Raw genomic sequence first — 24,468 nt, 5'->3', positions numbered from 1 at the left:
ATAATGGGAATATACCGGTTTCGGTACTAACCACTCCTTGAAGGTTCGATTCCTTCCCCTACAGCTGGTTGCAGTTATCAATTTACGGTTTGCAGTTTAAAACTGAAAGCTACAAATTAAAACTGTTAACTTTTAAAATGTTGGGTGGTGAAATTGGCAGACACGCCTCCTTGTCTCGGTGGTGGGGAATAATGGGACAAACGCAGTTTATTGGGTTGACCACAAATTAATTTTTTGAACTGTAGCTAACTACCCCTTGAAGGTTCGACTCCTTCCCCAACAGCATTTTTTATGAATAATAAGTTAGTTAATCGAGCAATCCTGGATAGGTTGCTCTTTTTTTGTTTAAGAGAATCAGTTTAGATGACAATCTTTGCAGATTATTGTTATATTACCAGCTTAAATTATTCAAAACGACTTAAGTACTGTGATGAAGAAACGCGTTTCAATAAAAGATATAGCCAAACAATTAAATATTTCCATTACCACCGTATCATTTGTAATTAATGGAAAGGCGCGCGAAAAAAATATTAGTGAAGCCCTTACCAAAAAGGTACTTGATCTGGTTGCAGAATTAAACTATCAGCCAAATGCACTGGCAACCAGTTTAAGAACGGGTAAAACTAAAATTATCGGCTTTTTGGTTGATGATATTTCAGAACCTTTTTTTTCGGGGATAGCCCGTCATATCGATGAAATTGCATCGAACCTCGGCTATAAAATCCTTTTTAGCAGTACCCGTAACGATACAGAAAAGGCAATAGAACTGTTGCAGATTTTTGAAGACCGCCATGTTGATGGTTACATAATGGCCTTGCCGGAAGGGTTGGAAGATGAGGTGAAGAAGCTGATCCAAACGGATGCGCCTGTAGTTTTGTTTGACCGTTATGTACAGGATGTAAAAACCGATTATGTAATTATTGATAATAAGAAAAGCACATTCGAAGCAACAGAGCACCTGATTAACAATGGTTACCAAAATATTGGCTTTGTTACCATTGATACGCAACAGTTGCAAATGGTAGACCGCCTGGCGGGTTACGAAACCGCAATTGAAAAACATAAACTACCAGCTGTTGTAAAGAAAATTAAATACACAAGCTCTGAAGATTCGATTCGGGAGATGGTTAGCTTTTTTAAAGCCGAAAAACAGCTTGATGCGGTAATTTTTGCTGCCAACTACATTTGCCTGGATGGCTTAAGGACTTTTAGAAAATCGGGCATCCGGATTCATAAAGATCTGGCAGTGGTATCTTTTGATGACTTTGAGATTTTGGAATTCTGCGAACCAGCTGTTACGGCGATAGCACAGCCTTTAGAAGCCATTGCAGAGAATATCATGAAGGTTTTACTCAATAAGCTTAAAAAAGCCGGGCAGAACGTCGGAAATACGCAAATTTCGCTGCCTACCACGTTAAATGTAAGGCCATCGAGCGCAAAAAAGTAATTTCAATAAAAAAGGGAACCAATCAGTTCCCTTTTTTTATTATCGTTTAAACAGATTAAACTGTCATTACATCTTTTTCTTTAGCCTCCGCGTGTTTATCTACTTTGATGATGTACGCATCAGTTAGTTTCTGAACCTCACCTTCACCGGTTTTGATCTCGTCATCAGAAACACCATCGCCTTTTAGTTTTTTAATTTTCTCGTTGGCATCTTTGCGGATGTTACGTACAGTGATACGGCCTCTTTCGGCTTCTTCTTTCACTTTTTTAACCAGTTCCTTTCTGCGTTCTTCGGTTAGTGGTGGTACAACCAAACGGATTACAATACCATCATTTTGTGGGTTGATACCGATATTTGCAACCTGGATGGCTTTTTCGATTACCGTTAAAAGCGATTTTTCCCATGGCTGGATCACAATAGTTCTTGCATCAGGCGTGTTGATGCTTGCCACCTGTGCCAAAGCAGTTGAAGCACCATAATAATCAACGAAAATGCCATCAAGCATTCCTGCCGATGCCTTACCAGCCCTAATTTTAGTTAATTCTGCTTCACAATGATCGATGGCTTTATCCATTGAAGATTGGGCATCCATTAATTGTAATTGTATGAGTTCGTTCATAATTGTGGGTATTTCTACGAATTAATTTTTTTAATATGCTTATTTAACCAGGGTACCAATTGGTTCGCCACTGGCAATTTTCATGAAGTTACCATGTTTGTTCATATCAAACACAATAATAGGCAACTGGTTTTCCTCGCAAAGTGTAAAAGCAGTCATGTCCATAACATTAAGCCCTTTATCGTACACTTCTCTGAAAGAAATCTGTTCAAATTTTGTTGCAGTGGCATCTTTCTCCGGATCTGCAGTATAAATACCATCTACACGGGTTCCTTTTAATACTACATCGGCTTTAATTTCTATGGCGCGTAAGGCAGCAGCAGAATCGGTAGTGAAATAAGGGTTACCAGTACCGGCACCAAAAATAACTACGCGTCCTTTTTCCAGGTGACGAACGGCTCTTCTGCGGATAAAAGGTTCGCAAATCTGTTCCATTTTAATCGCTGTAAGTAAGCGCGTTTTAATGCCCACTTTTTCTAAGGCATCCTGCAAGGCCATAGAGTTGATTACGGTAGCCAACATGCCCATGTAATCGGCCTGTGCTCTGTCCATCCCGCTTTTTTCGGCGCTTAAACCTCTAAAAATGTTTCCTCCACCAATCACGATTGCGATTTCTAAACCTTTATCGTGTACAGCTTTAATATCTTCTGCGTATTGCTTAACGCGTTCATTATCAATGCCATATTGTTTGTCGCCCATTAGCGATTCTCCGCTAAGCTTTAGTAGGATGCGTTTGTATTTCATGACCCCAAAAATATTAACAATTTTTTAATACCTCGCTATGCTTTTTCACAATTGATGTAAATATTTAAATAGAAATTTTTTCGCCTTTAAATATTACCTCTTTTAACTCCAGGGCACTATCAAGAACCAGCAAATCGGCTGTCTTTCCAGTTTCTATTGTTCCCTTTAAATGCTCAATACCGATTAATTTGGCAGGATAAAGTGCAGCCATTTTCAAAGCATCGTTTAAATCGATATCGCAATGGCTTACACAGTTTTTAACCGCTTCTAACATGGTTAACGATGAGCCTGAAAGCGTTCCATCTGGCATAACATATTTATTTCCTTTTTGTACATGCTGGTATGGGCCTGTAGCGCAGGCTGTAACAGCATCGGTAATGAGAAACAAACGATCTTTCAACAGTTTTTGCGCAAATTTAACCACTTCGAAATCTACGTGCTGACCATCGGCAATGATGCTGGCCATAGCTTTATTATGATTAAAAACTGCAGTTGGTATGCCTGGCTCGCGGTGGTGGATAGGGCTCATGGCATTAAAGAGGTGCGTGGTGGTTTGTACACCCTTATTGTAGGCAGCAGTGGCCTCATCAAAGGTGGCGTTACTGTGGCCTAAAGAAACTACTACGCCATTATCGAGCAAGTACTGAATTACCTCATCATCCTGAAGCTCGGGTGCAATGGTTATCATTTTAATTACACCATCGCCAAAATCGAGCAACTCTTTGATTTCATCAAGAGATGCCTTGCGTACGAATGCCGGAACATGTGCTCCTAAACGTTTTGGGTTTAAAAACGGCCCTTCTAAATGAAGTCCCAGGCAGTTTTTTGCTGAGGGGCGATGTGCTTTAACTGTTTCGATACAGGCATTAAACACTTCCGGGGTATTGGTAGCCAGGCAAGCCAGGAAACCAGTAGTCCCTTTTTTTAGCAAATCGTCTTCCATAATGGTTAGCGATTCGATAGTTGGGTCGGCGGAGAAAAGGCGGCCCCCGGATCCATAAATCTGTAAATCTATAAAACCAGGCACAGTAACCAACTGATTATTGGTAACAGCAGCCGGCCTGATGGCTGCAATTTCTGTACCGCTGATTTCGATTTCCTGATTGGTTATAAGTGTATTGTTATTGTAGTAGGAGGTATTGGGAATTATCTTAGGCATATCAAACGTTTGAGTAAATTTAAGCTTACACAATCAAAGTTAAATATTGTAACGATATATTTGATTAATAAGATAAACTAATCAAATGAATGAAAATCAGCCCAATAGAAGGAGCTTTCTAAAAGCCGGACTCACTTTAAGTGCTGCAACTCTGGTTGCGCCTGCATCAGCTATTGCAGATGTAACAGAAAGAGAAGATGCCTTCAAAATCGCAGTAGGACCTTACCTTCAAACCAATTTCAACAACTCGATGACCATTTTGTGGTTAACCAACAAAAATGCCGCTGGTTGGGTAGAATTTGGTGAACAAGCCGATCAGTTAAGCCAGAAAGCTTATGGGAAGGCTGAGTTGGGTTTAATGCAGGCCAACAGCAAGCTAAATGCAGTAACGCTTAATAATCTGAAACCTGGAGTTAAGTATTATTATAAGATTGTATCCAAGGAGATCAAAGATTTTCAACCCTATAAATTAACTTACGGCGAAACAGTAAGCAGCAATGTAGAGTCGTTTTTGAATGCCAACCAGGCTAAAGAAGCGGTATCGTTTGTAATGATGAACGATATTCATGATCGTCCTGAGTCTATTCCGCATTTATTAGGGCTTGTGCCAGCAGCGCAGCAGGATTTTGTTTTCTTTAACGGTGATATTTTCGACTATCAGACAGACGAAAAACAGATTATCGACCACATGTTGCAACCCTGTGTAGATAACTTTGCTAAAAATACACCTTTTATATATGTGCGTGGAAATCATGAAACCCGAGGTAAATTTGCACGCGAGTTTGCACAATATTACATGCATGTTGGCCATACCGCTTTTACTTTAGGCCCTGTTCGCTTTGTAGTTATCGATACCGGAGAAGATAAGGAAGATGCACATCCGGTTTATGCAGGGATTGTGAATTTCGATGAGTACCGTGTTCAACAGGCAGAATGGCTTAAAACGGAAATCAATTCGAAAGCATTTAAAAAAGCACCTTTCCGTATTGTATTGATGCACATTCCACCACGTTATTCGGGCGATGCCCATGGCCCAAAGCATTGTACTGAATTGTTTGAACCATTATTGAACGAGGGAAAGGTAGATTTGGTGTTGAGTGGTCATACGCACAAATATATGGTACACCAGCCTGATAAAGCATTAAATCATTACCCTTTAATTATTGGTGGCGGGCCACAAAAAGGCAACAGAACCATTACCAAAATAACAGCAGATAAAAATAAGGTTGTGGTAAGTATGCTCGATGATTCGGGCAAGGAGGTAGGAGCCTATACCGCTTCAAGGAAATAAAAAAAGCCGGTTAACTGTTTAGCTAACCGGCTTTTTAATGTTTTATGAGTGCTTATGCACCTAATTGTACACGTTTGAAAGCAGATACAGTTAATCCTTTAACAGTGTTGTCTAAGAATTTACGAACATCTACTGAACTGTCTTTAACAAACTCCTGGTTTAATAAAGTACTGTCTTTGTAGAATTTGTTTAATTTACCAGCAGCGATTTTTTCAACCATTTCTTCTGGTTTGCCTTCCTGACGGATAACATCTTTAGCAATCTCGATTTCACGCTCAATAGTAGCTGGATCAACACCATCTTTATCAACAGCAACCGGGTTCATTGCAGCAATTTGCATTGCAACATCTTTACCAGCTTCAGTAATATCAGTGCCATTAGCGCCTTCAAATACTACTAAAACACCCATTTTACCATTAGAGTGGATATAAGAAACGATTTTTTCGCCAGAGATATTTGCATACTCCTGAATAACGATTTTCTCGCCGATTTTACCGGTTAGTTCAGTGATGGTTTCAGCAACTGTACGTCCGTCTTCCAAAGTAATTGCTGATAATTCTTCAGCAGTAGCAGGATTGTTGGCAACTGCTGCAGCTAAAACAGCCTGAGCAAGGTTACGGAAATCTTCAACTTTAGAAACTGGCTCAGTTTCGCAAGCTAAAGCAACTAATTTACCATTTGTACCGTCTGCTGAAAGAGCGATTGATACCAGACCTTCAGAAGTAGCATTGCCAGAACGTGCGGCAGATACTTTTTGACCTTTTTTGCGTAATAAATCAACAGCTGCTTCGAAATCACCGTTAGCTTCAACTAAAGCCTTTTTGCAATCCATCATACCAGCGCCAGTTTGTTGACGCAATTTGTTTACATCTGCTGCAGAAATTTGTACTGTAGACATTTTATTTCCTTTTTTAAAATTTACAATCTTGTTATAACAATTACAGGTTACAAGTTACAAGCGCTAAGTTAAACTCGTGTTAAGCCAACTTAAAACCTGAAACCAGTAACCTGCAATTAAAAAATATTACTATTCTTCTGTTTTAGTTTCTTCTGATGAAGAGGCTTCAACCTCAGCTTCAGCAGCTTTTTTACGTCTTGGCTCTTTAGCTTCAGGCGCATCAGCTGCAGCTTTAGCAGCTACTGCTTCTTTTTCTGCTTCATCATCTTTTTCGCGTTTACGCTCTTCTAAACCTTCTTCAATCGCTTTGATAATTACATCAGTAATTAAAGAGATAGATTTTGTAGCATCATCATTCGCAGGGATTGGGAAATCGATGTTAGAAGGATCAGAGTTAGTATCAACCATCGCAAAAGTAGGGATGTTTAATTTTAACGCTTCAGTTACCGCGATGTGCTCTTTCTTAACATCAATTAAGAATAAAGCTGCAGGTAAACGGTTTAAATCAGCAATACCACCTAAAAGTGATTCTAATTTAATACGCTCACGTTGGATCATTAAACGCTCTTTTTTCGAAAGGATAGCATAAGTACCGTCTTTAGTCATTTTATCGATGTTAGACATCTTTTTGATTGACTTACGAACAGTAGCGAAGTTAGTTAACATACCACCTAACCAACGTTCAGTTACGAAAGGCATGTTTACTTTTTTAGCTTGTTCAGCTACGATTCCTTTAGCTTGTTTTTTTGTTGATACAAATAATACTTTACGTCCTGATTTTACGATTTGTTTAATCGCTGCCGCAGCTTCTTCAGTTTTAGTTAAAGTTTTATTTAAATCTATAATGTGAATTCCATTACGCTCCATGAAAATGTAAGGAGCCATTTTTGGATTCCATTTACGGGTAAGGTGACCAAAGTGTACACCTGCATCCAATAAGTCTTGATAAGTTGTTCTTGCCATTGTCTTTGCCTCCTGTGATTAACGTTTACTGAATTGGAATTTCTTACGAGCTTTAGCACGTCCTGGTTTCTTACGCTCAACCATACGCATATCACGCGTCATTAGGCCTTTAGCACGTAATGCAGGTTTTTTCTCCGCATCTAGTTCAACAATCGCTTTAGCAATAGCTAAACGAACAGCTTCTGCTTGTCCTTTTACTCCACCACCTTGAACGTTTACAGTGATATCATAACGGCCAGTAAGTTCAGAAACTTCTAAACTTTGGTTAACGATATATTGCAAAGGTAAAGTTGGGAAATATTCTTTGTGATCTTTACCGTTAACGGTAATTGTGCCAGCACCATCTTTTAAGTAGATACGTGCAACAGCTGTTTTTCTTCTGCCTGAAGTGTTAGTAACTGACATTTCTTAAAGTTTAATGGTTTTTGGAGATTGAGCTGCATGAGGGTGAGTTGCACCAGCATACACAAAAAGATTGGTGTATAATTTTTTACCCAATTTAGTTTTCGGTAACATACCACGTACCGCTTTCTCGATTACACGTTGAGGGTGTTTCGCCATTAACTCTTTTGGAGAGATAAAACGTTGACCACCTGGATAACCAGTATAAGAAACATATTGCTTTTCGCTGAATTTGTTTCCTGTCAATTTAACCTTGTCTGCATTGATAACAATTACGTTATCTCCGCAATCTACGTGTGGGGTGTACTCAGGCTTGTTTTTACCACGGATGATCATAGCGATCTTCGATGACAAGCGCCCCAAAATCTCGCCTTCCGCATCAACAACAATCCACTGTTTGTTTACAGTTTTAGCATTGGCCGAGACAGTTTTGTAACTTAACGTATTCACTTGCTTGTATTTAATTTATTAAACAATTTATTATTCCCATTAAAATTGGGACTGCAAAGATAGATAGAATACTTTTATTATCAAATAGTTGATTGAAAAAAGTTTGGTTTATATATAGCATTCCTCTTACTAAAGTTATTCCGATGTTTACAAGGGGCTTACAGACACTTCACACCAGCATTTAAAATGGAAGTATTTTAGGGTTTGTGGAAAGCATAAGCAGTGGTTCTTCGGTTGTTTCGGCCGGGCTTTACGCTAAATCTTTTTCGCCATTGTTATACTGAATATGTAGAAGTAATGGCAAAAAAGGATATCGCTGCAATCCCGTTTACGAAATTAAGCAGTTGGTGCTATTCGCAGTGAAGGTCACAGATCATCGGGCATATAGCCAATTCTTTTCCTTGGCCCGATTTTCTTATCGATCAGTTTATCCAAATAGCTAAAAAACAGTTCGATGTTTTTGTCCTGATTGAATATTTTTTGTTTGATTTCCTCGATTTCGAGTTTAAGGCCGCCACTATCAATAATAAACTGGCGTATGCGCGAGAAGATTCTAACAATCTGGATATTCACCTGGGTGGCTTGCCTGCTGTTTAAAACACTCGAGAGCATCAGTATGCGATGTTCGGTAAAAACATGAGACAAATAGGTTCTTCCTCCTCTACCTTTTTTTGAGGTCACAATTTGTGACCTCAAAGATTCCCACTCTTCAGCAGTTAGTTCGAACATAAAATCGTTTGGGAAACGCTCCATATTCTACGGATACTTTGATTTAAAACTTTAGTCTCTACACCATATAGCTCTGTCAGGTCGCTATCGAGCATCACTTTGAGGCCTCTTAGCTCATCAATTTTGTTAACCAGAATATTGTCAGGGATGATAGGAAGCATATGTTTAGCTGTCATATCATTTTGGATTTGAATAGAAGATACAAAAATGGATTTATTTACACCAATATTGAGTCTATAATTTTTTTGATCTTTTCTTCACGTTCTTGGTAATTTCCATTGATCAGGATATAATTAATGCTACGCTTTTCGAGTTCTGCTTTAAATAAATTGAACATTTCTAAACGGCGATCGCCAAAATCGCGAAGGTGATCTGCCACCCATTCTACATCAATATCCAGCAGGAAATATAAATCGTAACTGATTTCGTTTTCGAGATCGTTTAAAATATCCGGGACTACATTTAAATAGTATTGAGAATATATTTTTGTGGTAATTAAATCGGTATCACAAAAAACAACTTTATTGGCAATGCTTGTCTTTTCCTTTACCCTCGCGGTTTGCGCGATCCCAATATTGATAATGTCGTTAACTGTAATATCATTAGATGTAATGAATTCGCGTGCAACTTCGGGAACGAAAGCCGTGTTGTAATGCAAAGCCATTTTTTCGGCCATAGTCGATTTTCCAGTACTTTCTGGTCCGTAGAAACAAATTTTCTTCACAAAATATGGTCTTACCGGCTCCGGAATAAATTCCCAATATTTAAAAGGGTTATTTCTGATCAGGGTAGCAGATACAGGCTTAAATTTCCTGGGCTCATCAAATAGAAAATGTTCGGCCTGTAAATTAAGGGCAAAAGGTGCTCCATAAAATTCGGAACTGAACAGGACGTCTATCTTTGGATAAACTTCACGCATTCTGATGGCCCAGATATTTGTGCGTTCGGTTATAGGCAGGCTTTCATCGTCAAAATCATCTGCAATGATTGCCGGTTTAATGTTTGGCCGATCCTTAAAAATCGTTCTGATCCAATCGAAACGCAATAACGGATCAATTTTATCATTAGGCGTAAAACTCATCGATACGATCAGTTCATCGCAATGTGTAGCAGCAAAATTGATCAATGCAATATGCCCTTCATGGATCGGCATAAACTTGCCAATAACTAATCCCCTTTTCATGCTGTTTTCGAATAACTCCTGTATTCCTTTATCCAGTTCCAAAGTGCAAAGCCGGCAATAATGGTGAAAACGAAATATTCGATTCCCATAAATTTGATCCCTTTTAGAAAATAAAGATAGGTAGCCACGATATCGATCATGAGCCAGATAATCCAGCACTCAACCCTTTTCTGTATCATTAAAAAAGTGGTAATTACACTCATTACAAAAATAAATGAATCAACAAACGGATAAGCACTTGGCAGGTTAAACAACAGTGGGAGCCAATTGTGGAGCTGACTGGCCAGCGTACCCATTAATATTGTGCCAACGCTACCTGCAACAAGTAACATTAAAAACTGTTTTAGCGGCATAAAGCTGATTTTGAGTTCTTTGTTTTTGTCTTCTTCTTCAGGTTTTGGATTTTTCCACCGCCACCAACCCATAATATTGGTAATAAAAAAGAAAACCATCAGGAACATATCGGGGTAAAGCTGGGTTTGATAATACAAGAATGCTGATAGGAAAACATTCACAATACCTGCGGGCCAGCTCCAGATACTGGCTTTTGCTGAAAGGATTACAGAGATAATTCCGGTTACGACCGCAAAGAACTCGAGATAACTCATTTTATAGCCAAGAACGGTAAAAAATATGCTTTGGGCATCGAAAAAATCCATGTGCTCATTTATTTATGGAATATAAAACCCTAAAGTATATAATTTATTAATGTGCTGGGCTGATCTGTTTATAAACAAAAGTAAATGATAGGTGTTAATTAATCGTTGATGCCTTCAGGTTGTGTTTGTTAACCAATCCCATTTTCTATGCAGTACCTCGGTCATTTTTTCAGTTCGCCCATTCCCTTGTTTTTAAAGAATATCATTATTGGCCTGCTGGCGGTTTTGCTCGGCATATTCATCAAATTTGTTATCCATAAAGTGTTTATATTGTTGTCGCGCTGGTGGGATTTTATCCTAATCAAATCGATTATCAAGCATCTGCGCCATCCGGTAGGAGTTTTTATTCCATTATTGCTCCTCAATTTTTCATTAACGCTGATGCAGATGCCACCTGTTTATCGTACTCCTGTGGATAAAGCTTTAGAAATTGCACTTACTATCACCTTTGCTTTAATTCTGGTGCGGACAATTAATGTACTGGAAGATTATTTTTATTTTAAATATGATTTGAACAAGGAAAATAACCTGAAAGAGCGTAAAATCAGAACACAGTTGCAGTTTGTGCGCAAGTTCATCGTTTCTTTAATCATTCTTATTACAGCGGCCATTATTCTGTTAAGTTTCGAAAGCATGCGTAAAATAGGGGCAGGCTTGCTAACAGGTGTTGGGATTGGTGGAATTATTATTGGTTTCGCTGCCCAAAAGTCTTTAGGGAATTTATTGGCAGGTTTTCAGATCGCTTTTACACAACCTATTCGTATTGATGATGTTTTGATTGTTGAAGGAGAATGGGGAAAAGTAGAAGAGATTACCTTAACTTATGTAGTGGTTAATATTTGGGACCAACGGAGGTTAATCCTTCCGATTACCTATTTTATTGAAAAGCCATTTCAGAACTGGACGAGGGTATCGGCCGATTTGCTGGGTACTGTTTTTCTTTACCTGGATTATACTATTCCCATTGAGCCATTACGTGAAGAGATGACCAGACTCCTTGCTGCGAATCCACTTTGGGATAAACGGGTAAATGTTGTTCAGGTTACGGATAGCACAAAAGATGGATCAATTGAGGTACGTTTCTTAATGAGTGCTTCTAATTCTTCCAGAGCATTTGATTTGCGGTGCAACATCCGCGAAGCGATGATTGCTTTTATTCAAAATAATTATCCGGAGAGTTTACCGAAGAAAAGGTTGGAGTTTAGGGATAAATTTGAAAATATATAAAAGCTATCGTCATTTCGATCCGATGGCTAACGGATCGAAATGACGGCTTGAAATTTATTTAAACATACCTTTCAGTTTTGCCAGTTTCTCTTGCAAATCACCATCAGCGTCTTTTGGCTCATTGCGCGGTTTGAAGTTTTGCTTATTATTATTCGGCTTGTAATCTTGCTTTGGTTTCTGCTCTCTAGGCTTCTGACTACGGACTTCCGACTTCGGACTTGCTTCGGTTTTCATCGATAGCGAAATCCTTTTACGGGCCACATCCACTTCCATTACCGTAACTTCAACCTTCTGATGCACTTTTACCACATCGTTCGGGTTGGCTACGAAGCGGTTTGCCAATTGGCTGGTGTGCACCAATCCATCCTGGTGAACGCCAATATCAACAAAGGCACCAAAATTGGTAATATTGGTTACAATACCTGGCAATTTCATACCTGTTCTTAAATCGGCAATTTCGTTAACGCCATCGGTGAAGCTAAATGCCTCAAATTGCTCACGTGGATCGCGGCCAGGTTTTGCCAGTTCTTTTAAGATATCGTTAAGGGTTGGCAGACCAATTTCGTCGGTTACATATTGCTGTGGCTTAATCTGTTTTTGCAGCTGCGTATCTTTCATCAATGCAGAAACCGTTGTGCCCAGGTCTTTAGCCATTTTATCTACCACTGCGTAACGTTCAGGGTGTACACCACTGGTGTCCAATACATTCTCGGCATTGCGGATGCGCAGGAAGCCTGCAGCCTGCTCGTAGGCCTTATCGCCCAGGCGAGGTACTTTTTTAAGGCTTTCGCGGTTTTTAAACGCGCCATTAGTATTTCTGTAATCTACAATGTTTTGTGCCAAAGCAGGTCCTAAGCCCGAAACATAGGCTAAGATCTGCTTCGAAGCGGTATTTAGTTCTACCCCAACGGCATTTACCGCGCTGATTACGGTATCGTCCAAACTGGCTTGTAATTTATTCTGATCCACATCGTGCTGGTACTGGCCAACACCAATAGATTTTGGATCGATTTTCACCAGTTCGGCCAGTGGATCCATTAGGCGGCGACCGATTGATACCGCACCACGAACGGTAATATCCTGTGTAGGAAACTCCTCGCGGGCAACTTCTGATGCAGAATAAATAGAAGCACCACTTTCATTCACCATAACGATGGTGATATGCGGTAAATTTAAACCCCGAACGAAAGCTTCAGTCTCCCGTCCAGCTGTTCCATTACCAATGGCAATGGCTTCAATATCATATTTTTCGCAAAGCTGTTGAATGGTAAATTCAGCATTTTTTGCATTCCCTTGTCCGGTGTGCGGGTAAATGGCTGTATTTTCCAATAACTGACCTTGTTTATCCAGGCAAACCACTTTACAACCGGTGCGGAAACCCGGATCGATAGCCAATACATTTTTTTGGCCCATAGGTGCTGCAAGTAACAACTGACGTGCATTTTCGGCAAAAACACGGATAGCTTCCTCGTCGGCTTTTTGTTTGGTGAAAACACGCAACTCCGTTTCCATTGCTGGTTCAAGTAAGCGTTTGTAGCCATCTTCTAAAGCTTGCTGAACTTGTTTTGAAGCTGCATTATTACCTAAAACAAACTGGTTTTCCAATAATGCAATGGCACCTTCTGCAGGAGGAAGGGCATCTAAGCGTAAAATCAATTCCTTTTCACCACGGCGCATCGCGAGTACACGGTGCGAGGCTGCGGTTTTAACGGGCTCATTCCACTCAAAGTAATCTTTATATTTAATGCCTTCTTCTTCTTTACCTTTAATTACTTCAGCTTTAAATTCAGCCTTTTCTTGGAAGTAAGTACGCATTTTAGTACGGGCTTCGGCATTTTCCGAAATCATCTCTGCAATAATATCCCTTGCTCCGGCCAAAGCCTCTTCCAAAGAATTTACGCCTTTTTCGGTATCTATAAATTTATCTGCTTCAGTATCTAGGTCGAAACTGTTTTGATCAAAAATCTGTAAAGCTAATGGCTCAAGTCCTTTTTCTTTAGCCACCGATGCACGCGTTTTACGTTTAGGTTTGTACGGCAGGTAAATGTCTTCTAAAAGCGAAATGGTTTCTGCTTCGTTAATCTGTTTTTCGAGCTCAGGAGTAAGTTTTCCTAAATCGGTCATGGATTTTAGGATGGCTTCGCGGCGCTTATCCAGATCGCGTAACTGCAAAACACGGTCGCGGATTGCGGCAACTTCAACTTCATCCAAACTGCCTGTTAATTCTTTACGGTAACGGGAAATAAAAGGTACAGTTGCACCTTCATCTAACAAATTTATAGTAGCAGTTACCTGCTTTTCTGCAACTTTTAATTCGGCTGCAATTATTTTATGGTGGGTTAACATATCTAAAATTAAAAGATCAAAGCTAGTTAGGATTTTTAGAAATTAAGGCTTTTTAAAATCAAGTTTTCCACCGAAATTTGTGAGTAAGTTTTTGGCTATACGGGTTTCTATGGAAAAACAGTAAACCTGTCATCTTTAAGAAATGAAGAACGCTTTTATCATTATAACTTTAATATTCTGCTTTGGTTGCCAAAACGGGAAGCTCAAGAAGGAAGAGAACGTAAACGAAGAGGTTACAGTGATCCTGAATACATTTGAAAAAGGGATTGTATGGGTTTCAAAAAACGATTTTAAAGATATGTATGCTCTTACGAAAAATCTTCCACACAAAGAAGTAAAGAGAATACGAAAATATTCGGTTACAGATTCTTTATTTTCGATGAACAAATTTAAATCTCTCTATTACCAAAAGCATGGAAAATACGTTAAAAGTACAGTAGCTTTTCAATTCAAGTCGTTTAAAAGCATGAAGAGCGATGGATTTGAAATTATAAGTGCAGATATAGATACGATAAAGTTAGATCTTAATTATAATGGAAATCTAACTTTTAGCCGGGTTATTTTTAACAAGGAGGGGAATAGGGCAAAATACTATTTCGAACAATCAATTATGTTTTCTAAATACCGCGGATGGGGAATGGGCACTTATATATATGCAAAAAAAATAAATGACAAATGGGTTTTTGATAGAGGAGATCAGGTGTGGATCGCTTAGCTTTTTTTCTTTACTACTTTCCCTAAATCTATTTCCGCTTTAAATTTGGTAATTCTTGTAATCAGCTCTAAAGGCATGGGTTGATCTATCGGGAACTGAACAGCTCCTTTGCTCCATTTATAATTGCCAAATTCATTTTTAAAGGCTTCGATCCCAGAACCGGTAGGATAAAAGCCAATGTGTTTGGCATAGCCGGCAAAGTAAACTAAAATTCCCTTTTGCTTGAAGGCTGGCATGCCATAACTAATTACTTCTTTAGCCTCAGGTACTGCACGTTGTATGGTTTCGCGCACTTGTTGCAGCAGTTTCTGGGTTGCTGCAGGGAAATTGGCGATATACTGATCGATGTTTTCTGGTTTTGGTTGTTCCATAACTTTATCTTGTTATGAAATTACAAAGAATCTCAGATAAATTACTGACTGATTACGATATCATATTTGTGCAGCAAGCCAGCTAAACCAGATTGTGAGAATTTAGCTTTTTTGATCCTGTTGTTGTCCGGATCTATAGAATAATTGTAAGCCGTTCTAAAATCTGCTTTTTCCAGCATGGTTTTGTCGAACGTGGCATTCAATAAATCGCAGTTTTCGAAAGTAGCACCTGCAAGATCGCTTTCTGAAAAATCGACTTCGTGCAGCTGTGAATTTTTAAAAGCCGTTTTTTTCAATTTGAGTTTGTAGAAAGAGCAATGATCTAGTTTTGCATTGTTAAAGCTAAATGCCAGCCCGAAATCGTTACAGTTTTCGAACCTCAATCCCAACATTTTGCAATCGCTGAAATTTACTTCGTTAAATACTGTTTTGGTAATGCTTGTCAGGCTTAGGTTGCAAAAAGTGAACTGACAATCCAGAAATTTGACACCACTTAAATCTGAATTGGAAAAATCGCAGTTGATGAATTTGCAGTTTTCGTATTCTGCTTTTGGCAATGCACGTAAAGTGAAATCGGCTTTTTCGAAGGTTTGGTCGGCAATATATTCAGGCATAGTATTTTGATATGGAGCGAAGTTATTGATAAAATTTATTTATTGCCTCATGCAATGGCTTGGTGCTGTGGCCTTGGTTTAAGCTATTGTAAAGTTCATTGTTGATCGATTTTTCGTGAACAATACCTTCTTGAATCTTTAGAAGATAAGGAAAACCTACCTGATTTTGGATACGATACAAAATTGTAGAAGCAAATCTTTCAGTATATTCTGATTTTGGAGTCCTTCCGTCGAGAAAAATCAATTTTACATCTTTAGGTAAGGTTGGTATAATCTGTTCTTCGATAAATTCCTGTGTATGTTTTCTGTTATTGTAACAAAAGAATTTATGTCCATCAATTTTTAGAAGGTAATCAATATATAATTTATCAGTTTTCTTTTTTTCGAAATAGTAATTGATTTTATGAATCACAATAAAGGGCAAGAAAAACAAAAGGAAAAGCATAACAATTGGAATGATAATTACAATTGTTAAAAAATCATTAATTTTTTCACGCATTTGGATACTATATTATTCAAAATTATCCTTAAATGCAATTTTAAATATGATTTTCAATATCTGAGAGGTGTAAAAAAACCAGTAAAAAAAATCCCCCAAATTGCTTTGGAGGATTCTGTATATTTAATGAGATTCTTCGCTATGCTCAGAATGACAATTTATTTTGTTGCGTACATTACTTCTTTTACCGCTTTAATTACGCGCTCAGCATTTGGTAAGCTTGCTGCGATTAAAGTTGGTGAGTATGGAAGTGGAACATCGGCACAAGTGATACGTAAAACTGGTGCATCTAAATAATCAAATGCATTTCTTTGTACGTTGAAAGCAATTTCAGAAGAAATTGAAGCCAATGGCCATGCTTCTTCTACTACCACTAAACGATTTGTTTTCTTAACAGATTCGATGATGGTTGCATAATCGATAGGACGAACAGTACGTAAATCGATTACTTCTACATTGATTCCTTCTTTGGTTAATTCTTCTACAGCTGGGTTTACCACACGTGTTAACATTTTACCGAAAGTTACGATGGTTACATCAGTACCTTGTTTGGTTACGTTTGCTTTACCGAACTCGATATAATATTCTTCAGCAGGAACATCGCCTTTATCGCCGTACATTACCTCAGATTCCATGAAAATTACCGGATCTGGATCAATGATAGCTTGTTTTAATAAACCTTTTGCATCATAAGGCGTAGATGGAACAACTACTTTTAAACCTGGAGTGTTGGCAAACCAGTTTTCGAAGTTTTGTGAGTGTTGTGCACCTAATTGGCCAGCATTACCTGTTGGGCCACGGAAAACCATAGGGCATGAAAACTGACCACCGCTCATTGATAAGATTTTAGCTGCTCCGTTGATAATCTGATCGATTGCAACTAAAGAGAAGTTAAATGTCATGAACTCTACAATTGGAATAAGGCCTGCAGTTGCTGCACCAGTTGCAATACCAGCGAAACCTAATTCGGCAATCGGTGTATCGATAATACGTTTAGCACCAAACTCATCAAGCATACCCTGACTTACTTTGTATGCACCGTTATATTCTGCTACTTCTTCACCTAATAAAAAAACGCGGTCATCTTTACGCATTTCTTCGCTCATGGCTTCGCGTAGTGCTTCTCTAAATTGGATTTCTCTCATTGTAAATTTTAATAACGGTGGCAAATATAATTATTAATCGCGTTGAAACCAAAGGCAATAATCTGTGTGTTTTGTAATAATTGTGGTTGATTGCGAGGTTTTTTGCCAGCGATTTTTACTTATTGGGAATAAGGGAAATATTATTGTGCTTTTATGTTGATAAAAGCAGCGATTGCATTCTGGTTTGCTTATTTCCCGAAATATTTTTTTTGAAATATAGGGCTGAAAAATTAGAAATATTGATTTTTAATGATTTGGATTCAACAAACCATAAATTTCACTATCTAAAAACTGTCCCCTGAAATAATAATCCTGCCTGAAATGCGCTTCTTTTACGAAACCGTGTTTTAGCAGTATTTGCCTCGAAGCATCGTTTTCGATATTGATGTTTGCTTTGATGGTATGCAGGTTCATGTTCGCAAAACCAAAATCAATGGTTCTTTTCAGGGCTTCGGATATAATTCCTTTCCGCCAATAATCAGGATGCAGCATATAGCCAATCTCTGCCCTGTGGTTGGCGAAATCGGTACGCCAATAACCTATAGAGCCAATCATTTGCTCTGGATTTTCTTTCAATGCGATTACCCAGGCCAGATTATCGCCATTTTCGAAACCTTCGTTAAATGTGGTAATAAAGGTCTTAATCTCTAACAAATCTTTAGGTCTTTCCCGATCGATGTATTTCATCACCGTTTCATTGGTTCGCATGGCAAATAAGTTATCTGCATCTGATAACTGATGCTCACGAAGGATTAACCTGTCGGTTTCTAATACGGGAAATTTGGTGAAGTTTAAGGTTAGCATTTTTAAATTTAAAGGATTAACCGCAAAGTGCGCAAAGTTTTTTCGCAAAGTACAAGACTTAGCGTTCTTTGCGATTTGTCTTTTCCTGCTTTGCGGTTAAAAACTATTTCCCAAACAAAGTTTTATAGATAGAGTATTTGTAATTATCCTCAATGGCGCTGGCTACAAAATATGGCGCCTCAAAAAGTTCAGTCAGTTTTTTTCTGAGCTCTGCAAGAAATTCTGGTTTTATTTCTTCGAGGTATTCACCAGAAAGTGTTTGCCTGCCCGATTTAAACCAAACCCCATCTACGGCCATGGTTTTAACCACATAAAGATTCGGTTCTACACCGATTTTACCCGAAAATTGTTCGTAAGCGTAGGTGTAAAGTAAGGTTTGTACCAAGGCTTTATTGATATTTTTTCCATCTGAGTTGAAAAGTTCAGCAACATCTTTAAAAGTAAGTTTATCGCTTCCGGTTTTATAATCTACAATTCGGGTTATGCCATCTTTCACATCAACACGGTCTATAAAACCAAAAATTTTAATACTCGCTTCCTGGTTTTTTAAAGGGAAGCTAATTTCTGCCGCGACCTTTTGTTCCAAACTAATTATGTTAAAGGGAGCCTGGTTTTCATCCTGATTTAAAATGATGTGTACATAGGCTTCCACAATAGATAAAATAACCTTTTGCATGCCTTTATACCCCATCACCTTATCGGGATGGTTGAACATAACCGCATTAAAAGCTTTTTGGGTTAAAGCGGGTATCTGCTTCCTTTTTCCCTTAATCTTTTCTGCTGTGATTTCTGCTTTCCTTAAGTCTTCGTAGAAATATTCCATCACCTTGTGCAAAATAGAACCAATTTCGTTGGCTTCAACCACAGCGCTAACTTCTTTGGGTTCTTTAATGCCTGCTATGTAGTTGAAAAAAAAATCGATCGGATTCGAAATATATTGCGTTAGTGCAGATGGAGAAAGGACTTTTTGTTTATTGAGGTATTTTTGCAGCGTTTGCTGGATAAAAACATTATTGGTTTTTTCGATTTTTACTTCTTTAAAGGCTTCGGTTTTTACCTCTAAATTAAGCTCATGATAAGCAAAACTGAAACCACTTTCATATTCCAGTTGCTTTAAAATCCTGCTGGCTTCGCCTGATGTGGATTCGTCGGTAAGGCTGTTATACACAAAGTTGATGTTCTTTGCGCGTTGCATTAACCGGTAAACCATGTAGGATGAAATGGCATCAAGGTTTTCGAGCACAGGCAAGCCATACACTCTACGGATGCTATCGGGTATAAAACTGTTTCCAATTGATGATTTTGGTATAATCCCTTCGTTAAAACCTAAAATTACCACTTTATCGAAATTTAGGTTCCGGGTTTCCAGTAAACCCATTAGCTGGATGCCGTTTAAAGGGTCGCCGGAAAGTGGAACGGCAATAGCCTGCAACGATTTTTGCACCAGATAGATTACAAAGGTTACATCCTCTTGGTCAATATGCTTGCCAAAGGTATCGTGGAGGCGGTTAAGCTCCTGTATGGTTTTAACAAACAGTTCGGCATCTATTTTCTTTAACGTTTTGGCGTTCGATAAGCGGGTTAAAATAAAATCTAATACCGCCAGCAAATACGGCACTACATTTTTGGGACTATCAATTTTTTTGTAGAAAACTTCAAACAAACCACTTTGGCGCAACAGCCGTTCGTGCTGAATTTCTACTTCATTTTCGGTTAATAGCGCTGTAAGGATTTTATCACGCATTTTCTGACTCAGGCCGGTTAGCGGATGGGTTAAAAATGCCTCTACATTTTTGTAGCTCACTTTGCCATTGTGTATAATTTCCAGTTGACTGGAAAACCACAAATCTGCCAATCCGAATATGCTCGAGGTAGCCAGGGCAAAACCCATGGTTACGTTTAAATCAATATTTTTTTGGTTGTAACTGGTTGGGATGGTTTGCAAGGCAGGCATCAACAGGCTTTCATCGGCCAGTACAACAACAGTTGAGCCAACTTCATGGAGGTCTGAATAATCATCCTTCAGTATGTTGTTTAATATTTTTGCCTGCGCCGATTGCCCCTGAACTTTAAAAACGTTAACCTGATGGGATTCGGTTTTCATCAGACTGGTACTGTGTTCGAACACATTTTTTAAACCCAGCTGATTGAGGTTTTTACGTAAAAACAGGCCTGCTTCCTGCAATGGATCGTTTAGGTAGTATTCGTCTGCATCAAAATAGAAAAGCGCTTTATCTGCTTCCTGTAGCTGCGTAAATATTTTGGCTTCGGCCCTGGTTAACGCGTTAAAACCTACCAAAATGATCTTTCCTTTTTCAAAATCTACCGGCAAATTTTCTCGTTGGCCTATTTCTTCCGCTAAATGGCGGTACACATAGCCATTGGTTAAATAATCCTGTGCTTTAAGGGCGGCGTGAAACTTATGGTAAAGTTTTGGCATCCTGCGCCACATTTTAATGAAAAGTTCCTGCTGCTTTTTATGTTTTCCTTCAGAGTAGGAAGTCCAGAATTGTGCTAAAAACTCATATTGTTCGGGACTTAAATAATCGAAATCTTTATTGATTACTGAAATATCTTCCAGGTCGCGATAAAGTTTTTCGGCATCGACAAGGTCGTTATCAATCTGGGTAAAATCGCTCAGGATAATCTTAGCCAGCGGAAAAAACTTATGGCTCGAAATCGGTTCTAATTTCTCTTCGGCTAAAAGCTGATTGTAAATTTTATGCAGGGTGAAAAACTGCAGGTAAAAATCGGCAATTTTATAATTGGTGGCTGCTGCAAAAAACTCTTGTATGGTATAAAATGATGGACTAAAAAACGGCTTTTTAATTATATCGGCCAGGTATTTCTGCATATAGGCAGCTGGGCGTTTATTGTTAAAAACAATAGCGCAATGCTGGATATCGGCTCCAAATTTTTCAATCAGATCTTCGGCAACTTCCTGTAAAAACGGCTTAATCATTTATACTAACTTTAATTTGCCACTGATGGCGTAAAACAAATAGGCCGAAACCTGCGTATGCCCCATTTCTAAAAGCAGATTTTTATAGTTTTCTACCTGCTCCAGGTGTTTATCGCTTTCGGTAAGTGTAAACTTGTAGTCGAGGATAATTACCTCATCATTATTGAACAAAATACGGTCGGGGCGGTGAAGTTTGCCTTTTGCATCGATAATATTTTTTTCTGTAATGCTACCGGTAGCTTTGCTTAAAACTGCTTTTAAATCAGCATTTTCTAGCACTTCCAAAGCTTTCGAAATCAGGTTTGGCTTTTCATCTTCCTGTACAATGCCATCTAAAATCAAATTGGTAATATAAGCCTCAACTTCCTTTTGGGTACTGGCATTGGCTAAAATATCGTGGAGCAGGGATCCTTTTCTCCCCGATTTTTCGATATTGACCAAATGTCTAAGGTGTTTATCTTCGGAGGGGATATATAATTCTGATAAGCGTGTAGTGGTTGGATAGCTTTTCAGATCGATAAAGTTTGCTTCTTCATTTTTGCTCTCTGCCGAAACAAAATCTACAATTTCGTACACCCCGTTTTCATCAAATTCATTTTCGAAAGTGAGGTTGATTACATCGCCCATATTGGAGAGTTTAAGTTCCTTTTTAGCCATGGTAGCGATATAAAGGTAATCTTTTGAGCGTGTAGTTGCCACATAAAGCATGTTCAGCGCATCCATGTTATTGTACAGCAATTCTTCGTAATAAGCTTTGGCAATTGCCGAATCGGCCAGGGCTTCGTTGTATTTTAACGGAATGCCACGTAACTCTTTATAAACAGTTTCATCTGATGAAACCCAGAAAGTGCCGTTTGCCTTACCTTTGATTTCCCAGTTGCAATATGGAACAAAAACGGCCCTAAAAGCAAGCCCTTTCGATTTGTGGATGGTAATGATCTGGATCGCATCTGCACCTTCGGGAGATGGTAAAGACTTTTTAATACCATCTTCTTCCCACCAAGTTAAAAAGGCAATAATTCCCTTTTCGCCCAGTTTGCCTGCCGAAGCGGTTAAATCTCTAAAAGCGAGTAAATAGGGTAAGTTAGCAGGCAGGTTTTTTAAACCATAGCTTTCAATTAAAATTTCTACCAGTTCTGGCAATGGTAGCTGTAACCAGCTCTGCCAGTTTTCGCAAAGGGCAGGAGGTAAAACTTCGTTAAGGCTGTTTAGTGGCCGGTTAGTAAGGTTAAGGTAATCGTTGGCGTTTACTTCTTTTTCCTGTAAAGCGCGATAAAGTGCGATGCAATTGGCTTTGTACAGAGCCGTTTGCGATTCGAGGCCAATAAGTACCTTTAGTGTATTAATAATCAGTTGTATGGCCGAGTTGTTCGATATCAATAGTGCATCGCCGGATAATACGGGTAATTTATGCTCCATTAATTTTCTAACCGTGAGCATAGCTTCGCTATTGGAACGGACCAAAATGGCGATATCCTTTAAAGCATAGTTATGCTCCCGGAGTATTTTGATTTCGCTGATAATATCATCCAGAGCAATATCTCTGAAAGTAGTTTCGGTGAAACGGACCTCGTTAGGCGCATGTTCTTTCCCAAATTTTTTAATTTTTATAGTCCCGCCTTTCGGGGTATTTGTAGCAAAGTTTTGGGTCGAAGTGCTGTAAATATCAGTTATAATCTGCGTATAGTGTGCTGCTTCCCACCACGATGAAATGCTTTCGGGTTTGGTAAGCAGGTTTTGATTTAATTCATTTTGCAGCACAAGCGGAACAGACCGGTAAAGAAAATTGTTGAAAGTGATGATGTTTTCTGTACTCCTGTAATTTTCAGCCAGGCTGTCTTCCATTACATTTTCTGCACCAACATCGCGCCTGGCATGTTGATGAAGGATATTCCAATCGCCATTGCGCCAGCGGTAAATAGATTGTTTGGTATCGCCCACGATGAGGTGATCGATCAGGGTTTCGCTTGGCGTGGCCATGGCATTGGTGAGTAGCGATTTAAAACTTCCCCACTGGCTGGTTGAAGTATCCTGAAATTCATCGAACAGGAAATTGCGGTACCTGTTGCCCACCTTTTCCCAGATGAACGAAGGATTATCGCCCGCATCTTCGGTTATGCCCGAAATTAATTTCTGTGCATCACTAATAAGGAGGTTATCGTTTTCTGCGCGATATTCTTTTAAAAGCACGGCAATTTCCTGCATTAACCTTAAATAATACAGGTTTTTGTTAAAGGCAATGGCCAGGCTGTAATTGGGTAAATGCGCTAAATAATGGGTTTTAAGGTGTTTGAGCAGCGGATTTACAATTTCGTAGGCCTCTGGGAAGTTCGCATTTTTTTGAAACCACTCATCCGGCTCATCAATCAGGTTGAAGAGTGGCTCTATTTTAGAGAAATCGCCACGGGCAATGAGTATGATTTTGGCCAGTGCACTACGCGATTTCCCTTTAAGGTGCTCATTCTCGACACCGGTAACACCTAGGGCTTCGTGTGCATCGGTAGCAATGCGGATAATTTCATCTTCGAAATTTTTGATCTCGGCTTTAGTGATGCTGATATATTTCTTGAAAAGCTCATCGATATTCTCTAAGCCCAAAGCAGTTACCGCATCTTCAAAAATCTGGAAACGTTCAGAAAAAATTTCCCCGATCAGGTTGTAGAGTTCGAATTTATAATTCCAGCTTTTATTGTCGCTGATACGCTCGATAGCCAGATCGATAATCCATTGTAAGAGCTGTTTATTATGGTCTAAAGCTTCATCCAGTTTGGCAACCAGGTCATCTTTAACTTTATCATAATTCATCTCTAAATTATAATCCGCATTAAGGCCTAGCTCGAAAGCGAAACCACGGATTACTTTTTGCACGAAACCATCAATGGTACTAACCGAAAAGCGGCTATAATCGTGCAGGATTTTACGGTAGATTTTATCTGCTTTAAATTGCAGCTCCTGACCGCTCATTTCGGGATAAGCCTGTAAAATGAGCTGCCGGTAATCGTCTGTTTTCTTTGATGGATTACCCTTTGCCAATCCCAGCAGCACTTCCAGAATCCGGGTTTTCATTTCCTCTGTAGCCTTGTTGGTGAAGGTAACAGCTAAAATTTCGCGGTATTTATTCTCGCCGGAAAATAGTAGCGTGAGGTAATGTGCTGTTAAACTGAACGTTTTACCAGAACCGGCAGAAGCCTGAAGAATTTTAAGTGGTTTGGGCATAATATGATTGCTCTCGGATTTTAAA

Annotated in this window: 21 protein-coding genes, 1 tRNA gene and 1 pseudogene; 5 read left to right on the top strand and 18 right to left on the bottom strand. The window is 39.0% G+C overall.

The genetic code is table 11. From position 1 onward, the window contains the following. Nucleotides 1-138: 138 nt before the first annotated feature. Both HWV58_RS15740 and HWV58_RS15735 read left to right on the top strand, forming a co-directional pair. A tRNA-Asp gene (locus HWV58_RS15740) sits at nucleotides 139-283 on the top strand. Between the two features lie 147 nt (nucleotides 284-430). Then, complete coding sequence (locus HWV58_RS15735; protein WP_175635001.1) at nucleotides 431-1,447, top strand: LacI family DNA-binding transcriptional regulator; 1,017 nt, start codon at nucleotides 431-433, stop codon at nucleotides 1,445-1,447. A 55-nt stretch (nucleotides 1,448-1,502) separates the two neighbouring features. On the opposite strand, the gene frr is transcribed toward HWV58_RS15735, so the two are convergent. From frr to nagA, 3 genes are all read right to left on the bottom strand, one after another. Next, nucleotides 1,503-2,066 (bottom strand): ribosome recycling factor, encoded by a 564-nt coding sequence (gene frr, locus HWV58_RS15730; RefSeq protein WP_124561091.1) that lies wholly within the window; start codon nucleotides 2,064-2,066, stop codon nucleotides 1,503-1,505. A gap of 39 nt (nucleotides 2,067-2,105) precedes the next feature. Next, nucleotides 2,106-2,810 (bottom strand): UMP kinase, encoded by a 705-nt coding sequence (gene pyrH / locus HWV58_RS15725; protein WP_124561090.1) that lies wholly within the window; start codon nucleotides 2,808-2,810, stop codon nucleotides 2,106-2,108. A 64-nt stretch (nucleotides 2,811-2,874) separates the two neighbouring features. Next, the gene (nagA, locus tag HWV58_RS15720) at nucleotides 2,875-3,969 is read right to left on the bottom strand and encodes an N-acetylglucosamine-6-phosphate deacetylase (protein ID WP_175635000.1); all 1,095 of its coding nucleotides are present in this window, start codon (nucleotides 3,967-3,969) and stop codon (nucleotides 2,875-2,877) included. Nucleotides 3,970-4,054: 85 nt separating this feature from the next. On the opposite strand from nagA, the gene HWV58_RS15715 reads away from it, so the two are divergent. Beyond that, nucleotides 4,055-5,260 carry a metallophosphoesterase gene (locus tag HWV58_RS15715; RefSeq protein ID WP_175634999.1) on the top strand — a complete coding sequence of 402 codons (1,206 nt, stop codon included), beginning with the start codon at nucleotides 4,055-4,057 and terminating at the stop codon, nucleotides 5,258-5,260. A gap of 52 nt (nucleotides 5,261-5,312) precedes the next feature. Here the strand turns inward: HWV58_RS15715 and tsf are convergent, their stop codons facing one another. From tsf to pnuC, 7 genes and pseudogenes are all read right to left on the bottom strand, one after another. After that, nucleotides 5,313-6,158 (bottom strand): translation elongation factor Ts, encoded by an 846-nt coding sequence (gene tsf, locus HWV58_RS15710; RefSeq protein ID WP_175634998.1) that lies wholly within the window; start codon nucleotides 6,156-6,158, stop codon nucleotides 5,313-5,315. A gap of 129 nt (nucleotides 6,159-6,287) precedes the next feature. Further along, nucleotides 6,288-7,121 carry a 30S ribosomal protein S2 gene (gene rpsB / locus HWV58_RS15705; protein ID WP_039481189.1) on the bottom strand — a complete coding sequence of 278 codons (834 nt, stop codon included), beginning with the start codon at nucleotides 7,119-7,121 and terminating at the stop codon, nucleotides 6,288-6,290. Between the two features lie 18 nt (nucleotides 7,122-7,139). After that, nucleotides 7,140-7,526: a 30S ribosomal protein S9 gene (gene rpsI, locus HWV58_RS15700; RefSeq protein ID WP_124562708.1), complete on the bottom strand. Its 387-nt coding sequence runs from the start codon at nucleotides 7,524-7,526 to the stop codon at nucleotides 7,140-7,142. Nucleotides 7,527-7,529: 3 nt separating this feature from the next. Then, nucleotides 7,530-7,973 (bottom strand): 50S ribosomal protein L13, encoded by a 444-nt coding sequence (gene rplM / locus HWV58_RS15695; protein WP_175634997.1) that lies wholly within the window; start codon nucleotides 7,971-7,973, stop codon nucleotides 7,530-7,532. Nucleotides 7,974-8,339: 366 nt separating this feature from the next. Next, a pseudogene (locus tag HWV58_RS15690) lies at nucleotides 8,340-8,797 on the bottom strand (ORF6N domain-containing protein). Nucleotides 8,798-8,919: 122 nt separating this feature from the next. Then, complete coding sequence (locus tag HWV58_RS15685) at nucleotides 8,920-9,885, bottom strand: AAA family ATPase (protein WP_175634996.1); 966 nt, start codon at nucleotides 9,883-9,885, stop codon at nucleotides 8,920-8,922. Beyond that, nucleotides 9,882-10,544: a nicotinamide riboside transporter PnuC gene (gene pnuC, locus HWV58_RS15680; RefSeq protein ID WP_175634995.1), complete on the bottom strand. Its 663-nt coding sequence runs from the start codon at nucleotides 10,542-10,544 to the stop codon at nucleotides 9,882-9,884. Before pnuC ends, HWV58_RS15685 begins: the two co-directional genes overlap by 4 nt. Nucleotides 10,545-10,691: 147 nt before the next feature. Between pnuC and HWV58_RS15675 the strand changes: the two genes are divergently transcribed. Further along, a complete protein-coding gene (locus HWV58_RS15675) occupies nucleotides 10,692-11,771 on the top strand; it encodes a mechanosensitive ion channel family protein (protein ID WP_175634994.1) in 1,080 nt (359 codons plus the stop codon). A 54-nt stretch (nucleotides 11,772-11,825) separates the two neighbouring features. Here the strand turns inward: HWV58_RS15675 and HWV58_RS15670 are convergent, their stop codons facing one another. Continuing rightward, on the bottom strand, nucleotides 11,826-14,117 hold the full coding sequence (locus tag HWV58_RS15670; RefSeq protein ID WP_175634993.1) for a Tex family protein: 2,292 nt from the start codon (nucleotides 14,115-14,117) through the stop codon (nucleotides 11,826-11,828). Nucleotides 14,118-14,259: 142 nt separating this feature from the next. On the opposite strand from HWV58_RS15670, the gene HWV58_RS15665 reads away from it, so the two are divergent. Next, the gene (locus HWV58_RS15665; protein WP_175634992.1) at nucleotides 14,260-14,832 is read left to right on the top strand and encodes a hypothetical protein; all 573 of its coding nucleotides are present in this window, start codon (nucleotides 14,260-14,262) and stop codon (nucleotides 14,830-14,832) included. Here HWV58_RS15665 and HWV58_RS15660 read toward each other — a convergent pair. The 7 genes from HWV58_RS15660 to HWV58_RS15630 form a co-directional block, all read right to left on the bottom strand. Then, a complete protein-coding gene (locus HWV58_RS15660; RefSeq protein ID WP_175634991.1) occupies nucleotides 14,829-15,203 on the bottom strand; it encodes an iron chaperone in 375 nt (124 codons plus the stop codon). The two genes, HWV58_RS15665 and HWV58_RS15660, sit on opposite strands and share 4 nt — an antisense overlap. Before the next feature lie 41 nt (nucleotides 15,204-15,244). Further along, nucleotides 15,245-15,817 (bottom strand): pentapeptide repeat-containing protein, encoded by a 573-nt coding sequence (locus HWV58_RS15655; RefSeq protein WP_175634990.1) that lies wholly within the window; start codon nucleotides 15,815-15,817, stop codon nucleotides 15,245-15,247. Between the two features lie 22 nt (nucleotides 15,818-15,839). Beyond that, nucleotides 15,840-16,316, bottom strand: coding sequence for a hypothetical protein (locus HWV58_RS15650; RefSeq protein WP_175634989.1), 477 nt, complete (start codon nucleotides 16,314-16,316; stop codon nucleotides 15,840-15,842). A 158-nt stretch (nucleotides 16,317-16,474) separates the two neighbouring features. Beyond that, on the bottom strand, nucleotides 16,475-17,461 hold the full coding sequence (locus HWV58_RS15645; RefSeq protein WP_124562700.1) for a pyruvate dehydrogenase complex E1 component subunit beta: 987 nt from the start codon (nucleotides 17,459-17,461) through the stop codon (nucleotides 16,475-16,477). A 246-nt stretch (nucleotides 17,462-17,707) separates the two neighbouring features. Then, on the bottom strand, nucleotides 17,708-18,265 hold the full coding sequence (locus HWV58_RS15640) for a GNAT family N-acetyltransferase (RefSeq protein WP_175634988.1): 558 nt from the start codon (nucleotides 18,263-18,265) through the stop codon (nucleotides 17,708-17,710). Between the two features lie 103 nt (nucleotides 18,266-18,368). Beyond that, the gene (locus tag HWV58_RS15635) at nucleotides 18,369-21,227 is read right to left on the bottom strand and encodes a PD-(D/E)XK nuclease family protein (protein ID WP_235972743.1); all 2,859 of its coding nucleotides are present in this window, start codon (nucleotides 21,225-21,227) and stop codon (nucleotides 18,369-18,371) included. Next, nucleotides 21,228-24,443, bottom strand: a complete 3,216-nt coding sequence (locus HWV58_RS15630) for a UvrD-helicase domain-containing protein (protein ID WP_175634987.1) — start codon at nucleotides 24,441-24,443, stop codon at nucleotides 21,228-21,230. It abuts the gene before it with no gap. Nucleotides 24,444-24,468: the final 25 nt, after the last annotated feature.

Source organism: Pedobacter ghigonis (genome assembly GCF_903166585.1).
Taxonomy (GTDB): Bacteria; Bacteroidota; Bacteroidia; order Sphingobacteriales; family Sphingobacteriaceae; genus Pedobacter; species Pedobacter ghigonis.
Note: the sequence above shows the minus strand (reverse complement) of the source record. Positions and strands in the feature narration are given on the sequence as shown.